Here is a 14998-nt window from a genome sequence, read left to right as displayed (position 1 = left end):
CGGCACGGCGAAACGCCCCGAGCGGGGCTCGGGGCGTTTCGGGCGGCGGGTCAGCCGCGGCGCGGGTTCGGGGTGGGGCCGCGGCTCACGGGCCACTCCGGCGGGGCGAAGCGGTCGGCGCGGCCTCGGCGGCCGGTCAGGAGGCGGCGGCGTACGCCGGTGGCGGAGTTCTCGACGCCGAAACGGTTGTCCGGGAACATCAGGCTGCCCTTCTCTCGGTGGCGCGGAAGATGTGGATGTCGCCGCTGGCCGTGCGGACCCGCAGCTCGACCGTGCCGGCGCCGTCGGCCGAGGGCGGGAGCACATCGTCGGGCACAGCCTCGGGCGCGGGGCCGAACCCGCGCACGGAGCCAGGTTCAAACCCGGGACCGGGCTCGAATCCAGGGCCAGGCTCGAATCCAGGGCCAGGCTCGAATCCAGGGCCAGGCTCGAATCCAGGGCCAGGCTCGGAACCAGGACCGGGCTCGAACCGTGAGCGAGGCACAGGCGGGAGGCCGGGCGGGGGCGGGGCACCGGGACCCGGCGGCGCGGGCGGCGCGCCGGGAGTCGGCGGAGCGGGCGGCGCGCCGGGAGTCGGCGGAGCGGGCGGCGCGCCGGGAGTCGGCGGAGCGGGCGGCCCGGAAGAAGGCGGCGGGCCGGGAACGCCGCCGGGACCCGGCCGGAACCCAGGACCGGGGCCGGGGCGGAAGGCCGGGCCAGGACCGGGACGGAAGTCGGGGCCGGGGCCGGGGTGGTGGCCGGGAGTCGCGCGGAAGCCGGTGCCGGGCTCGTAGCCGAAGGTCGGTACGTGGACGGACTGGAGCATGGCCTTCAGGCCCGGCACCGCCGACAGGCCCGGCAGGGAGTCCAGGTCGACGAAGGCGCCCAGGCCCACGCCCGGCGCCGGCGGTGGTGCTGCCGTGCCGGCCGCTTCCGGGGTCAGGTCGCTGGTGGTGCGGCCGGAGGCGCTGCTCAGGTCGAGCCAGACGCGCGTACCCGGGGTGATGCCGACGCTGACGTCACCCGAGGCCGTGCGGATGTCGCCGGTGCCGTTCGCCAGGCGGCCGATTTCGATGTCGCCGCTGGCGACCGTGGAGCGGACCGAGCCGCCGATGCTGTCGATGCGGATGTCGCCGCTGGCCGTCTTGGCGCTGACGTCACCGGTGACGTCACCGATGCGCAGGTCGCCCGAGGAGCTTTCCGCCTTCAGGGAGCCGCCGACCCGGCGTACCCGCAGATCGCCGCTGGCCGCCTGGAGCCGGGCGTCGCCGGTGACGTCGGCCAGGTCCACGTCGGCCGAGGCCAGGTCGAGTTCGACGGCCGACCAGACGCCGTCGGCCCGGACGTCGGCCGCCGTGCTGCGGCCGGTCAGCGCGCTGCCCAGTGGCACCCGGGCGGTGACGCGCAGTTTCGGTGAGCGGCGCAGCCGCCAGCCGGAGTCGGCGCCGGGTGGCTCGATGAGCAGCCGGTCGCCCTCGAGGACGACCCGGGTGCGGTCGGCGTCGTCGCGGCCCTTGTCGTCGAACGGCTCGATGTCGACCAGCACCGAGTCGCGGGACTCGGCGACCAGGTCGACCGTGCCGTTGAGGGCCCGCAGCGCGATGACGACCGGCGCCGGGTGCTCGAACTCGTACATGGGAGTCTCCTGATAGAGGGGGTCAGGCCTGGAAGTAGCCGGTGATGCGCTTCGAGCTGCGCGTTTGAGGAACCGCCGGGCCGTTGACGGCCGCGGTGACCGCGCGCACGAGCCACGCGTTGACCGAGGTGCCCTCGGCCGCGGCCGTCTGCTCGACGTGGGTCTTGAGGGCTTCCGGCATGCGCAGCGTGAGCCGGGTGAGGTCGCCGCCGTCGACCGGCGGCGGCGGGGGCGCGGCCGGCGGCGTGAAGTCGGCGTGCTGGGTGACGACCAGGTCGGCCTCGCGGCCGCGTAACCGCACCTCGACGGTCGCGTCCCGCAGCCGGGTGGTGATCTCGGCGGCGGCGTCGGCCAGCGCCTCGAGCAGGGCCAGCCGGGCCGACGGTTCGAGCGAGTGGCCGAGCAGTTCGGCCGCGCGGGTGGTCTCGGGTCCGCCCGGGGCGGCGGCCGCGGCCAGGTCCGCCCGGAGGGTCTCGAGATACGGCGTCAGGTCCATGTCGCCACTATGACGTCATGAGTGACGTCAGTCAAGCGTCATCAGTGACATCTCAGGGACCACCCTGATGTCACCTACGGAATTCCCGTACCGAAATCTCCGCGTCCCGATACGACCCTGGGCTGACGTTTCCGCCCCGGTGCGCCGAAACACTGAGTCGGCCGGCCGGGGACTCGCCCCGGCCGGACCAAAGGGGGCACGGCAATGGACACATCGGTGGCGGCGCGCGCCGAGGAAGTGTGGAAGGTCTACGGCACCGAGGAGGCGCGCGTGGTCGCCCTGCGCGGCGTCAGCGCGAGCTTCGCCCGGGGCCGGTTCACGGCCATCATGGGCCCGTCCGGCAGCGGCAAGTCGACGCTGATGCACTGCCTGGCCGGCCTGGACACGGTCACCCGGGGCACGGTGCGCATCGGCGACACGGAGGTGACCGGGCTCGGCGACAAGGCGCTGACCCGGCTGCGCCGTGACCGGGTCGGCTTCATCTTCCAGCAGTTCAACCTGTTGCCGACGCTGACCGCGGCCGAGAACATCCGGCTGCCCATGGACATCGCGGGCCGCAAGCCCGACCCGCGGTGGTGGGACACCGTGATCGAGACGGTCGGCCTCAAGGACCGTCTGGGCCACCGGCCGAGCCAGCTTTCCGGCGGTCAGCAGCAGCGCGTCGCGTGCGCGCGGGCGCTGGTCAGCCGCCCCGACGTGATCTTCGCGGACGAGCCGACCGGCAACCTCGACTCGAAGTCGGGCGCCGAGATCCTGTCGTTCCTGCGGGACAGCGTGCGCGAGCACGGGCAGACCATCGTCATGGTCACCCACGACCCGGTCGCCGCCAGCTACACCGACCGGGTGGTCTTCCTGGCCGACGGCGAGATCGTGGCCGAGCTCGACGACCCGACCCCGGAGACGGTGCTCGAGGCGATGAAGTCCGGGGAGGTGCTGGTCTGATGCTGCGCGCGACGCTGAAAAGCTTGCTGGCGCGCAAGCTGCGGCTGGTGCTCTCCGGCCTGGCCGTGGTGCTCGGCGTCATGTTCGTCTCCGGCGCCTTCGTCACCACTGACACGCTTGGGCGTACGTTCGACAACCTGTTCACCGAGGGCTACGCGACCACCGACGTGGCCGTGACCGCGAAGCCGAAGGTCGCCGTGGCCGAGATGGACGGCGAAGAGGTGCCCACGCCGCTCAAGGCCTCGGTCGTCGACCAGGTGGCCAAGGTCGAGGGCGTCAAGGAGGCGATCGGCATGGTGGGCGCCGACGGCGCCCGGGTGATCGGCTCGGACGGCAAGGTGGTGACCAGCTTCGGCCCGCCGCGGATCGGCGCCAACTGGACCGGCCTCGACGCGATCATGGAGATGCGCGAGGGCCGCGGCCCGACGGCCGACACCGAGATCGCGGTCAACGCCGAGGTCGCCAAGGCCGCCAACATCAAGGTCGGCGACCGGGTGGCGGTGCTGACCCAGCTGCCGAAGCAGACGTTCACACTGGTCGGCGTCTGGGGCTACACCGACGACCGCGACTCGATCGGCGGCGTGCAGGAGGTCGCCTTCACCACCCCGGTCGCGCAACGCTCCATGCTGGGCCAGACGGGCGTTTTCACCCAGGTCACCGTACGGGTCGACGGCGGCCGGACGCCGGCGGCGGTGCGTGACCGGATCGCCGGGCAACTCGGCGACGCGTACGAAGTCAAGACCGGCAAGCAATTGGCGGAGGAAAGCTCGGCCGGGTTCAAGGACGCGCTCAGCTTCTTCAACAACATCCTGCTCGGCTTCGCCGGGGTGGCGCTGTTCGTCGGCATCTTCCTGATCCTCAACACGTTCTCGATCATCGTGGCCCAGCGGACCAAGGAGCTGGCCCTGATGCGGGCGCTCGGCGCCAGCCGCCGCCAGGTGATCAACTCGGTGCTGACCGAGGCTGTGGCGATCGGCCTGATCGCCGCGGTGCTCGGCCTCGGCGCCGGTATCGGGGTGGGCGCGCTGCTGGTCTGGCTGTTCGGCCGGATGAGCGGCGGCATGGACCCGGCCACGGTCGGCGTGCCCCTGGCCGCGGTGCTCAGCGCGCTGATCGTCGGTGTGGTCGTGACCGTGGTGGCGGCGGTGCTGCCGGCGCTGCGGGCGTCGCGGATCGCCCCGGTCGCGGCGATGCAGGACGTGGCCACGCCCGACCGGCCGCTGACCAAGGTCACGGTGGCCGGCGCGATCGTCGGGGCGGCCGGGGCGGCACTGCTCGGCGTGGGCCTGTACGGGGCGAGCTCGCTGCTGCTGATCCTGGCCGGCGTGCTGGTCACGTTCATCGGGATCGCGCTGCTCACCCCGCTCATCTCGAAGCCGGTGGTGGCCCTGCTGGGCCGGCTGTTCTCGTGGTCGGTGCCGGGCCGGCTGGGCCGGCTCAACTCGGGGCGCAACCCCCGCCGTACGGCCATCACCGCGGCCGCTCTCATGGTCGGCATCGCCCTGGTCACCGGTGTCACCGTGATCATGGACTCGGCCAAGCAGAGCCTGGCCGCGCAGGCCGAGGACACCATCAAGGCGCAGATCGTCGTCTCGGGCGAGCAGAACGGCCCCCGGCCGCCGACGTTCGACGAGACCGTGCTGACCAAGGCGCAGCAGATATCGGGGGTGCGCTCGGTCGCGGGGGTCTGGAGCGACCAGGCTGTCATCGACGGCGAACGGACGTACGTCAATGCCACGGATGATCTGGCCAAGCTGGCCGACACCTTCGGGACGCCGGGGCTGACCACGCTGCGCGGCAACCAGATGGCCGTCAGCGTCGAGGAGGCCAAGGACCACGGCTGGACGGTGGGCAGCGTCCACGAGGTGCAGCTGCCCCGCGGCGAACTGCACAAATACACGATTGCGGCGACATACGACGAGGACCGGATGCCCGGCAGCTACCTGCTCCCGGCCGCCGCGACCAAGGAGTTCGGGCTCGTCCAGCCGGAGATCGGATTCGTCCGGCTCGACGACGGCGTCGCCGTCGAGCAGGTGCTGCCGCAGGTCAAGCAGCTGGTGGCGGACAGTCCGGAGGTCAACGCGACCGACCGCAGCGCCTTCATCGCGCAGCAGAGCGGCGACTTCGACACGGTCATCACGATGGTGCAGGTGCTGCTGGGCCTGGCGATCCTCATCGCCGTGCTCGGGGTGGTGAACACTCTGGCGCTGAGCGTGCTCGAGCGTACCCGGGAACTCGGTCTTCTCCGGGCCGTCGGCCTGGGAAGGGCGCAGACCATGCGCATGGTCACCGTCGAGTCGGTGGTGATCTCGGTGTTCGGCGCCCTGCTCGGCGTGGTGGTCGGCGCCGGGCTGGGCACCGCGGTGGTCCGCGCCCTCGACGGCGAGGGCATCACGGACCTGGTCCTGCCGTGGGACCGGATGGGCCTGTACCTGGGCCTGGCCGCCCTGGTCGGCGTGCTGGCGGCGGTGCTGCCGTCGATCCGCGCGGCCCGGCTCAACGTTCTCGCGGCGATAGCCCACGATTGACGAGCAGGCTCGCCAGGTAGTCGGGGTCCACACCCACCAGGGAGGTGCGCAGGTGGACCCCGTCGGTGGGTGGCAGCTCCAGTTCCGCCGGCACGGCCAGCACGGCCGCCCCCGAGGCGAGCGCGCTGGCCACGCCGGCCGGCGAGTCCTCGATGGCGACGCAGTCCTCGATCGGCACGCCGAGCAGGGTGGCGGCGGTCCGGTACGGCTCGGGGTCGGGCTTGGGCATGCTGACCTCGTCGCCGACCACCACGACGTCGAAGTTCTCGGCGCCGAGGGTCTTGAGGGCGACCTCGACCAGGCGGCGGCCGGTCGAGGTGACCAGCGCCGTGGGCAGCCCGGCCAGGCGTACGGCCTGAAGCAGCTCCATCGCGCCCGGGCGCCACACCAGGCCCTCGCCGAACAGCTCGAAGACGCGGTCGGTCAGCCACTCGACGTCGGGCGCCTCGGGCCGGTCGGGCTGGCCCAGATCCGCACGCAGGATCCGCATGCTGTTGGCCATGCTGCTGCCGATCATCGCGTGCCGCGCCTCGGGGGACAGCGTCCCGCCGGCGTGCGCGGCCAGCTCGTGCAGCGCGATCTCCCACACCTTCTCGCTGTCCACCAGCGTGCCGTCCATGTCGAAGAGCACCGCTGCGGGTCGTCGCGCGTTCAGGATGAGCCCCTATCCGTGTGTGCCGTCACTGCCGGCCCATTGTCCCTTCACCTGCGGCGTAGCGTCTGGCTCATGAGAGACGTCTCACTGGAGCCGGTCACCGCGACCACGCCCCGGCCGGTGCGGCCGGCCCTGCTCGGCCAGCGCTGGGCCTCGGTGGCGTTCCTGCATTGGCCGCTGGACCCGGCGCTGGCCGCGCCCCTGCTCCCGGCGGGCACGATGCCCGACACCTTCGACGGGGTCACCTACGTCGGGCTGATCGGCTTCCGGATGGAGGACGTTCTGCACGCCCCCTACTTCGGTAGGTTCCCGGAGACGAACGTCCGTCTCTACTCTGTGGATTCGCAGGGCCGACGGGGTGTCGTCTTCCTCTCCATGGAGGCGTCGCGCCTCGTTCCGGTCCTCATCGCGCGGGCCACGCTCGGTCTGCCGTACCGGTGGGCCCGCATGCGGCTGACCAGAGAGGGGGACCATGTCACGTATTCGACGCGGCGCCGCTGGGGTGCCCGCGCGGGCAGCGACATGACGATCCGGGTCGGTTCACCGGTGACCGATCCGACACCGCTGGAGCTGTTCCTGACCGCGCGCTGGGGGCTGCACACGCGCGCCCGCTATCTGTCGAACGAGCATCCCCCTTGGCCGCTGCATCGGGCCTCGGTGGTCTCGCTGGCGGACGGGCTCGTGGCGGCCGCCGGCCTGCCGGCGCCGGCAGGCCCGCCCGTCAGTGTGCTCTACTCCCCCGGGGTCCCGGCCGTCTTCGGCCCTACCGCTTCCGGACGAGCGCGACGTCGGTGACGACCAGGAACGTGATGTGGCCGCCGTGCTGCTCGATGGCGGACGCGGTGTCGGCCAGGGCGGCCTCGGCCGCGGCCGGTTCGAGGATCCGGTACATCGAGACGGTGCTCAGGTAGTCGCGGTAGGCCCGCGCGTCGTAGCTCAGCGTCCGCTCGTAGCGGCGGATCTCGGGGGCGGTGAAGCGCTCGTCGGTGAGACCGGCCGCTGGCAGCTCCTGCTCGAACTCGGCGCGCATGGCGTTCTCCGTGCCCGCGTTCTCCGTGCCCGCGTTTCCGGTGGCCGGGAACCGGTGGCTGGTGTCCTCGACGAGGCCGTGCCGGGCGTCGACCTCGGCCAGCGCCGCGTGCAGGGCCGGGTCGGCGACCAGGAAGAGGTTCCAGAACGGCGCGAAGAGGCCGCCGGTCGCCAGCGCGCCCAGGGCCAGATCGGCGCGCCGGGCCGGGTCGACCCAGTGCCAGGCCTGGGCGCTGAAGACCAGTCCGTACGGCCGGTCGGGCTGCCACTCCTCCAGCGACGACTCGACCACTGTCACGCCGGGCACGTTGCGCCGCAGCACCCGTGCCATTCGGGCGTCCGGCTCGACGCAGGTCAGGTCGACGCCGGGCCGGGCGAACAGCGCGGTCGCCTTGCCGGTGCCCGCGCCGACCTCCAGCACCGGGCCGGGAGCCGCCTCGGCCAGCAGATCGTCGGCCAGCTGCCGGGGATAACCGGGCCGTACCCGGTCGTACTCGTCGGCCGCCTCGCCGAAGACCGTTCGCCGTTCACGCACGCTCATGGGGCCCCAACCTAACCGCTCAGAGGGCGCACAGCGATCCCACAGTTTTCCGACGCACAGTAGGTGCACCAACCCATCCGGTTACTGGAGGTTCCTCGTGGGTGCTGTCCTCGCCATCGTGAGCCTGGTGCTCCTGCTGGTGCAGCTGCTGCTTGTGGCCCGGGCGGTGCTCGACTGGAGTGTCGTCCTGGCCGGCCCGTCCGCGCCCGGCGGTCTGCGCTCGCGCCTGACCAGCGGCGTGTTCAACCTGACCGAGCCGATCCTGGCGCCCGTCCGGCGGGTCGTTCCGCCGATCCGCGCCGGTGGCATGTCCATCGACCTGGCCTTCATCATCGTGTTCTTCGCCATCGTGCTGATCCGGTCGTTCATCTGACCTCGAGCGGGCCCATGTGCTGGACCCACAGGTTCTCCTCGACATAGACGCCGCGGTCCTGCCCGACGTCGACGCGCACCAGGTTGAGGGCGTCGGGCACCACGTAGTCGTACGTGACGGGAAAGACCATGCCGGTCCAGCTCTCCCACTCCGCCACGGTGCCCGCGATCACCATCGACTCGGTCGCGGGTCCCAGGATCCGGGCGCCCATCCGCTGGTGCGTCCGGATCCACGGGTCGATCGACAGGCCGTCGGCCCGCGTCCACGACGCGTACTCGGACATCGGCACCGTCGGATAGCGGTGTTTCCAGGTCGGCCGCAAAGGCGCGATCACATGCACCAGACCTTTGCTGTACGCCCGTCGGGTGAGCTCCCGGAGCACGACGGCCGCCAGGCCGCGCTTGTCGTGCGCCGACCCGACCGCCGCCGCCATGAAACTCAGCGTCGTCGCCTCCCGGCCGCCCTCGTGCCCCTCGACCGCGCGCACCAGCGCGCCGTCGTAGCCGGACGGCAGGTCGGCCACGGTGCCGTCCCAGGCCAGCGGGACACCCCAGCCGCCGGCCACCACCGCGCCGTCGTCGTCGAGCGCCATCACGTCGAAGAAGCTGAAGTGCTCCTCGACGCGGGCCAGATACTTCTTGGGTACGTCGTCGTGGAAGATGAACTCCGGCCAGCGCTCACGGAAGACCGTCGCGGCCTCCTCCTGCAGCTCCGGGTGATCGACGCGCGTCACGATCTTCACCCCCGCGAGGGTAGACGCTCCGCTCACAGGAAGAGACCCCCTGTAGCGCGGATGTTCTGCCCGGTGACCCAGCCCCCGTCCGCCGACGCCAGGAAGGCCACCACGGCGGCCACGTCGTCCGGCCGCCCGAGACGCCGCAGCGAGGTCAGCTCGGCCGTCCGCGCCAGCACCTCGGCCGAGTTCGCGCCGCGTAGCAGGTCGGTGTCGGTGGCACCCGGCGACACCGTGTTGACGGTGATACCGCGGGGCCCGAGCTCCTTGGCCGCGACCACGGTGATCTGCTCGAGCGCGCCCTTGGTGGCGCAGTAGAGCGCCAGTCCCGGCGCCGCGACCAGGGTGTTGAGGGTGGAGATGGTGATGATCCGGCCACCGTCGCGCAGCAGCGGAATCGCCTCGCGGATGGCCAGCAGCGGAAACTTCACGTTCACCAGGAACGCCCGGTCGATGTCGTCCCCGCCCAGCTCCCCGATCGGCGCCGCCGCCACGATCGCCGCGTTGGCGACGAGAATGTCCAGCCCGTCGCGCACCGGCTCGAACATCGCCGCCAGGTTGCCGAGGTCCTCCTGATCGGCCCGTACGGCCACGGCACCGGCCACCTCCTCGGCCGCGGCTCGATTCTCCTTGTACGTGAACACCACGCGGGCCCCCGCCGCGGCGAGCCGCTTCACGATCGCCCGCCCGATCCCCCGCGACCCACCGGTCACCAGCGCCGTCTTTCCCCTCAGAGTCATGCCCGCACGCTAGGGACCCGGCCGCCCACCGGTCTTGAACAATCGCGCACCGGCCTCCTCGAACAGCACCCGCAGCTCCCCCGGCGTGACCCCGGCCAGCACCCGCATCTCCCGCGTGAGATGCGACTGGTCGGCATACCCGTTGCCGGCCGCCACCGCGGCCGGCGCCGCCCCACCGCCGAGCTGCGCGGCCGCCCGCTGAAACCGCGCGATCCGCGCCACCTGCCCCGGCGACAGCCCGACGTCCCGCCGGAACTCGCGCTCCAGCCGCCGCCGGCCCCGTCCCACTTCCCCGGCGACAGCCTCGACCCGCGGCGCCCCGGCCTCCTGCAACCGCCGCCAGGCCCACACCACCGCCGGATCCGGCCCCGCAGCCCTCGGCGCGGGAACAGCGGACGAGCCCTGCGCGGGTGCTTCGAGGCCGAGCGCGCCACCCAGGATCAGGTCGAGCAGTTCCCACCGGGCCGCCCAGTCCGGTGCGGCGGCCAGCCGCGACGGTAGCCGCGTGGCGTTCGGGCCCATCAGCTCCGACAGGGCCACCGTTTCACCGGCCAGCTCACCCATCGGCACGCCGAGGAGGGCGGCCACCCCGGCCGGGGTGAGCCCGACCGACACGCCGTGGCCCCACGTGGTGTCGCCGTCGGTCGTATGCTCCGACCGCGGGCCCGTGACCAGCCCGGACGCCGACCCGAAGTCGATGATCAGCGTTGCCGAGGACACCGCCAGCAGCCGGTGCGCGATCGGCGCGCGGGCGCCGGACCGAAACCCGGAGTACCCGATCACATGCCCACGCAGCCGGCAGTCCGGCCGTCCCACGGCAACTTCGCAGGCCGCGACCGGCACCCCCACCGGCACCGAATGCACCTGCTCCCGCATCCACCCAGCTTCCCCGCCCCACCGCCCCCACACCAGCGCCGCGGACCACGCCTCGCCGCCCGAGTTCCCCGCGCCCCCTTGCCGCCCTACGCGCCGCCCGCCACGCCTCGCCGCCCTGCTCCCCACGCCCCCTCCCCGCCACACGCGCCGCCCGCCACGCCTCGCCGCCCCGCTCCCCGCACCCCCTCGCCGCCACACGCGCCGCCCGCCACGCCTCTCCCACTCCCTCCCCGCCACACACGCCGCTCAGCCCCCCGCACTTCCTCGCCTCCACACGCGCCGCCCGCCACTCGGCTCCCCGCGCCCCTCGCCGCCACACCAGCGCAGGCCACGCTTCCCCGCCCGAAGCGCGCCCTCGACCGCCACGGCGACGCTGGGCCGCCCGCTCGCTTCGTCGCGCGGAGCGCCGCCTGCCAGCTATCGCCTTCGCCGACGCGCGAGACGGCGAGGTACAGACCCGGGAGTGGACTCGGGCCAGCCATGCAAAGGTGGCGTCAGGCTGCCAGAGGCAAAAGCGGCGTTAGGCAGGCCGAAGGCAGAAACAGCGTCAAGCGGGCTAAAGGGCGTCAAGCGGGCCAAAGGCAGAAACGGCGTTAGGCAGGCCGGAGGCAGAAGGGATGTCCGGATGGGCTGATGAAGACGCGGCCGCCCTGGTGCGTGGCGAGGTCGGCGTCGTCCAAGGGGCGCACTCGGCGGGCGCCGGACTGGCGGGCCGCGCTGTCCGCCGCTCGACCACGCCGCCGTCGGCACGGGCATGGCCGAAGCGCTCGAGAGCATCATGACCACCGACTCGCCGGTCTTCGAGGACGCCCGCACGCGGATGGCCGGGTCTCTCGATCAGCTGCTCGCCGCCGGGACGGCCGTGGGCACCGTTCGCGGCGACGTCACCGGGCGCACCCTCCTGCGCGCCTTGGGCGGCGTCTGCGAGATGCGCGCCGTCGACGGCTGGCGGCGGGAAGCCCGACTGATCACCACTATCCTCTTCGACGGCCTGCGGCATGGCGCGCCTGCGGGGCAAGAATCGCGGCGCAGCGCAGGTTCCGGTAGCGGCCCTCGTGGTCCAGGCCGTAACCCACGATGAGGCCGGGGCCCACGTCGAAGCCCACATAGGTCGGGGTGTCGGCGAAGCGGGCCGTTTCCGGTTTGCGGAGCAGAGCGCAGACCGAGAGCGACCGCGGGGCGCGCTGGGCCAGGTTGGCGATCAGCCAGGTCATGGTGAGGCCGGTGTCGATGACGCCGTCGAGGATGACCACGTCGCGGTCGCGGATGTCGACGTCGAGGTCCTTGAGGAGGCGGACGGAGCCGGAGGCACGATTGCGGGTGCTGTACGACTTGACGGCCATCCAGCCGATCTCGGCCTGGGCCGGGTAGGCGCGGGCCAGGTCGACGGTGAAGGTGGCGGCGCCGCCCAGCACACCGACCAGGACGGGGACGCTGTCGGCGTAGCGGGCGTGCAGGTCGGTGGCGAGCGCGGCGACCCGGGCGAGGATCTGCTCCTCGGTCAGGATCACCGCTTCGAGATCGCCGGCGACGTGGATGGCCTCCACCGTTAGTACTCCCGGGTGCTTGAGGATCTTTGTCTGTCCAGGACGATTCAGGTTCTAGTAAGGTCCGCGAGGTCCGAAATTCACTTTCTGGGGCGGCAGCATGGGGCGGCACTACACCCTCGACGAGATCCGGTCGCGCACCTACAAGGAGAAGGACGCGTGGTGGACCGTGCTGCTGGTCGACCCGCTCGCGGCGCGGCTCGTCAAGCTGGTGGCCCCTTTCCGCTCGGTCACGCCGAACCGGCTGACCGTCCTGGCCTTCGTGGTCGGGCTCGGCGCGGCGTTGTGCTTCTGGCGTGCAAGCTACCCGTGGCTGCTCGCCGGCGCGCTGCTGTTCCACCTCAGCTTCGTCCTGGACTGCATGGACGGCAAGATCGCGCGGCTGCGCGACGAGTCGTCGCCGTTCGGCTCGTGGCTCGACTACGTGTTCGACCGGCTGCGGGTGCTGGCGTGCGCGGTCGGCCTGTTCGGCGGGCAGTACGAGGCGACGCGCGACTTCACGTACATCTGGCTGGCCGGCCTGGTGATCTTCCTGGACATGTTCCGGTACCTGAACGCCCTGCAGATGGGGAAGGTGCGGGCCGAGGTCGGCGCCCCGGACCCGGTCGTGGTGGTGGACGCGCCGGTCGGCGCCACGGTGGCGCCCCGCTGGTGGAGGTACCGCAACATGCTCGTCGGCCGCCGCATCCGGCCGCACCTGTTCAGCGGCATCGAGTTCATGATGTTCGTCTTCATCGTCGGGCCGGTTCTGCACCAGGTCGTCGCGCTGACCGTGGTGTCGGCGCTGCTGATGCTCGCGTTCGAGCTGCTGCTGATCTACCGGCTGTACAACTTCACCCGAGCACATCGTCCATCACTGTCACCTCTGTGACCGCCGCGAAGCCGCTGGCCGCGTAAAGGTCGATCGCCCGGCTGTTGGCGGTCTCGGTCTGCAGCGACAGCCGGTGCGCGCCGCCGGCCCGGGCCTCCTGTTCGACGGCGGCCAGCAACGCCCGGGCCAGCCCTTGCCGGCGGGCCGCCGGGCGGACATAAAGATCTCGGATCAGCCAGACCGTACGCAGGGTCAGGGCCGCCGGCACCACCGCCACCGTGCAGATCGCGTCGCCGGCCACCCAGACCTTCATCCGCCCCGAGTCGACCTGTTCCCCCAGCCAGGCCTCCACCGCCTCCGGCGCCGGGTTGGCCCCGTAGTGCTGCCGGTACTCGTCGAGCACCCTCGCCGCCTCGCCGTACGGCGGCCCGGTCAGTCGCATCACGCCCACCCACCCATAATCGCCCGCTATGTCCCGAAAGATCGGTCATAATTCGAGCGTGGCGCACATCGACGAAGTGCTCGGACCGGACGACGACACGCTGACGTTCTTCCAGCCCCGGGCCCACGTCTTCGTCACCATGCTCTGGGTCGTGGCCGCGGTCTGGGCCACCACGCTCGGCCTGTTCACCGTGCTGCGGCTCGCCCTGGGCGCCACCCTCACGGCCGGCGACCTGGTCGTGACCGTGGAGCTGGCGCTGATCGTCCCGGTGGTCACCTCGGCCCTGATCATGCTGCTGGTGTGGCACCGCCTCGGCTGGCTGCACACCTCGATGCGGGGCCTCGACTTCGCGGCCACCGGACGCCGCCCCGTCCACCTGCCCTGGGCCGGCGTCGACACGGTCGCCCTGCGCTACCGGGGCCCGTTCGCCGAGCTGATCGTCACCCCGCGCGACGGCGAGTTCGCCCAGGAACTCGACGGCCCCGGCCGCGCGCCCCGCACCCGCCGCCGCGACGGCCGCGTGGCGTATCTGGTCGACGTCGGCCTCATGTCGCCGGGCCCGGACGTGCTGATCACCGAACTGCACCGCCGCATCCCCGCCAAGGTTTGACCGAGCCAGGCCGTACGAAATAAGCGTGTTTTGGCGTTTTAGAGGGGGAATGTTCGGGCGCTGAGCGTGACACTGCGGCGGCGCGGCCGACGGGTGGTGTGGTGCGGGCGCAAGTAGGCTTTGGCTATGACTGAGTTCGACGGCCTTCCGCTGCTCCGCTCCCCCGTGGCTATCGCCGCCTTCGAGGGCTGGAACGATGCTGCGGACGCATCGACCGCGGCCGTGGAACACCTCGAGCAGGTGTGGCAGGCCCGCGAGATCTCCACCATCGACCCGGAGGACTTCTACGACTTCCAGGTCAGCCGGCCCACCGTCACGATGTCCGACGGCGAGACCCGCAAGATCGAGTGGCCGACGACGCGGTTCACCGTGGCCAGCCCGCCCGGCAGCGACCGCGACGTGGTGCTGATCCGCGGCATCGAGCCGAGCATGCGCTGGCGCACCTTCTGCGAGCAGATCCTCGAGGTCTGCCACAGCCTCGAGGTCACCCGGATCGTGCTGCTGGGCGCGCTGCTCGCCGACGTGCCCTACACCAGGCCCCTGCCGATCAGCGGCTCCGCCACCGACAAGGGCGCGGCCGAGAAGTACAAGGTGGCCCCCACCCGCTACGACGGGCCCACCGGCATCGTCGGCGTCCTGCAGGAAGCGGCCGGCCGCGCCGAGCTCGACGCGCTGAGCTTCTGGGTGCACGTGCCGCACTACGCCAACAACCCGCCCTGCCCCAAGGCGACGCTGGCCCTGCTGAGCCGCCTCGAGGACGTGCTCGACCTGCCGGTGCCCATGACCGACCTGGCCGAGGAGGCCGACGAGTGGGAGAAGCGCGTCCGCGCCGCCGCCGAGCAGGACGCCGAGCTGGGTGAGTATGTCCGCGAGCTCGAGGAACGCGTCGGCGACGAGGGCATCCAGCCCCTGACCGGCGACGAGATCGCCAGCGAGTTCGAGAAGTACCTGCGCCGCCGCGGCGGCTCGGCCGGCCCCACCGCCGGTTCCTGGTAACGGTTTTCCGAGCGCCACCACTCACGCACGTCGCCGTGGTGGGCCGAGCGTCCTGGGCGCGCCA

The 14998-nt window shown here is 72.1% G+C and carries 18 protein-coding genes; 8 read left to right on the top strand and 10 right to left on the bottom strand.

The annotated features are described in order from the left end of the window. Positions 1-50: 50 nt before the first annotated feature. The 3 genes from AB0C26_RS30620 to AB0C26_RS30610 are packed head-to-tail and all read right to left on the bottom strand — an operon-like array spanning position 51 to position 2111. Complete coding sequence (locus AB0C26_RS30620) at positions 51-200, bottom strand: hypothetical protein (RefSeq protein WP_360254531.1); 150 nt, start codon at positions 198-200, stop codon at positions 51-53. Beyond that, positions 200-1615 (bottom strand): DUF4097 family beta strand repeat-containing protein, encoded by a 1416-nt coding sequence (locus AB0C26_RS30615; protein WP_360254529.1) that lies wholly within the window; start codon positions 1613-1615, stop codon positions 200-202. Before AB0C26_RS30615 ends, AB0C26_RS30620 begins: the two co-directional genes overlap by 1 nt. A gap of 22 nt (positions 1616-1637) precedes the next feature. Further along, on the bottom strand, positions 1638-2111 hold the full coding sequence (locus AB0C26_RS30610; protein ID WP_360254527.1) for a hypothetical protein: 474 nt from the start codon (positions 2109-2111) through the stop codon (positions 1638-1640). A gap of 204 nt (positions 2112-2315) precedes the next feature. Here AB0C26_RS30610 and AB0C26_RS30605 point away from each other — a divergent pair, with 204 nt between their 5' ends. Next, on the top strand, positions 2316-3053 hold the full coding sequence (locus AB0C26_RS30605) for an ABC transporter ATP-binding protein (protein WP_360254525.1): 738 nt from the start codon (positions 2316-2318) through the stop codon (positions 3051-3053). After that, complete coding sequence (locus AB0C26_RS30600; protein WP_360254523.1) at positions 3053-5581, top strand: ABC transporter permease; 2529 nt, start codon at positions 3053-3055, stop codon at positions 5579-5581. The genes AB0C26_RS30605 and AB0C26_RS30600 overlap by 1 nt, the downstream gene beginning before the upstream one ends. Here the strand turns inward: AB0C26_RS30600 and AB0C26_RS30595 are convergent. Beyond that, positions 5550-6212: an HAD family phosphatase gene (locus AB0C26_RS30595; protein WP_360254521.1), complete on the bottom strand. Its 663-nt coding sequence runs from the start codon at positions 6210-6212 to the stop codon at positions 5550-5552. The two genes, AB0C26_RS30600 and AB0C26_RS30595, sit on opposite strands and share 32 nt — an antisense overlap. A gap of 96 nt (positions 6213-6308) precedes the next feature. On the opposite strand from AB0C26_RS30595, the gene AB0C26_RS30590 reads away from it, so the two are divergent. Next, the gene (locus tag AB0C26_RS30590; protein WP_360254519.1) at positions 6309-7031 is read left to right on the top strand and encodes a DUF2071 domain-containing protein; all 723 of its coding nucleotides are present in this window, start codon (positions 6309-6311) and stop codon (positions 7029-7031) included. Here the strand turns inward: AB0C26_RS30590 and AB0C26_RS30585 are convergent. Further along, entirely contained in the window at positions 7000-7806 is an 807-nt protein-coding gene (locus AB0C26_RS30585; RefSeq protein WP_360254517.1) for a class I SAM-dependent methyltransferase, read from the bottom strand. The two genes, AB0C26_RS30590 and AB0C26_RS30585, sit on opposite strands and share 32 nt — an antisense overlap. A gap of 97 nt (positions 7807-7903) precedes the next feature. On the opposite strand from AB0C26_RS30585, the gene AB0C26_RS30580 reads away from it, so the two are divergent. Further along, a complete protein-coding gene (locus AB0C26_RS30580; RefSeq protein WP_360254515.1) occupies positions 7904-8179 on the top strand; it encodes a YggT family protein in 276 nt (91 codons plus the stop codon). Here AB0C26_RS30580 and AB0C26_RS30575 read toward each other — a convergent pair. The 3 genes from AB0C26_RS30575 to AB0C26_RS30565 are packed head-to-tail and all read right to left on the bottom strand — an operon-like array spanning position 8172 to position 10528. Further along, positions 8172-8921 (bottom strand): hypothetical protein, encoded by a 750-nt coding sequence (locus tag AB0C26_RS30575; protein WP_360254513.1) that lies wholly within the window; start codon positions 8919-8921, stop codon positions 8172-8174. The two genes, AB0C26_RS30580 and AB0C26_RS30575, sit on opposite strands and share 8 nt — an antisense overlap. Positions 8922-8944: 23 nt before the next feature. After that, positions 8945-9652: an SDR family oxidoreductase gene (locus AB0C26_RS30570; protein ID WP_360254511.1), complete on the bottom strand. Its 708-nt coding sequence runs from the start codon at positions 9650-9652 to the stop codon at positions 8945-8947. A gap of 9 nt (positions 9653-9661) precedes the next feature. Next, a complete protein-coding gene (locus AB0C26_RS30565; RefSeq protein WP_360254509.1) occupies positions 9662-10528 on the bottom strand; it encodes a helix-turn-helix domain-containing protein in 867 nt (288 codons plus the stop codon). 754 nt (positions 10529-11282) lie between these two features. On the opposite strand from AB0C26_RS30565, the gene AB0C26_RS30560 reads away from it, so the two are divergent. Further along, positions 11283-11609 (top strand): hypothetical protein, encoded by a 327-nt coding sequence (locus AB0C26_RS30560; RefSeq protein WP_360254507.1) that lies wholly within the window; start codon positions 11283-11285, stop codon positions 11607-11609. Here AB0C26_RS30560 and AB0C26_RS30555 read toward each other — a convergent pair. Further along, positions 11503-12075 (bottom strand): phosphoribosyltransferase family protein, encoded by a 573-nt coding sequence (locus AB0C26_RS30555; RefSeq protein WP_360254505.1) that lies wholly within the window; start codon positions 12073-12075, stop codon positions 11503-11505. The genes AB0C26_RS30560 and AB0C26_RS30555 overlap by 107 nt on opposite strands. A gap of 100 nt (positions 12076-12175) precedes the next feature. Between AB0C26_RS30555 and AB0C26_RS30550 the strand changes: the two genes are divergently transcribed. Continuing rightward, positions 12176-12946: a CDP-alcohol phosphatidyltransferase family protein gene (locus AB0C26_RS30550; protein WP_360254503.1), complete on the top strand. Its 771-nt coding sequence runs from the start codon at positions 12176-12178 to the stop codon at positions 12944-12946. Here AB0C26_RS30550 and AB0C26_RS30545 read toward each other — a convergent pair. Further along, entirely contained in the window at positions 12909-13328 is a 420-nt protein-coding gene (locus AB0C26_RS30545; protein ID WP_360254788.1) for a GNAT family N-acetyltransferase, read from the bottom strand. The genes AB0C26_RS30550 and AB0C26_RS30545 overlap by 38 nt on opposite strands. Positions 13329-13386: 58 nt before the next feature. Between AB0C26_RS30545 and AB0C26_RS30540 the strand changes: the two genes are divergently transcribed. Continuing rightward, positions 13387-13938 carry a hypothetical protein gene (locus AB0C26_RS30540; protein ID WP_360254501.1) on the top strand — a complete coding sequence of 184 codons (552 nt, stop codon included), beginning with the start codon at positions 13387-13389 and terminating at the stop codon, positions 13936-13938. A gap of 126 nt (positions 13939-14064) precedes the next feature. After that, positions 14065-14934: a PAC2 family protein gene (locus tag AB0C26_RS30535; protein WP_360254499.1), complete on the top strand. Its 870-nt coding sequence runs from the start codon at positions 14065-14067 to the stop codon at positions 14932-14934. Positions 14935-14998: the final 64 nt, after the last annotated feature.

The sequence above is a fragment of the Actinoplanes sp. NPDC048796 genome, assembly GCF_040650035.1.
Lineage (GTDB): Bacteria > Actinomycetota > Actinomycetes > Mycobacteriales > Micromonosporaceae > Actinoplanes.
The sequence above is the reverse complement of the archived record's forward strand: the minus strand, read 5'-3'. Positions and strand labels throughout refer to the sequence as shown.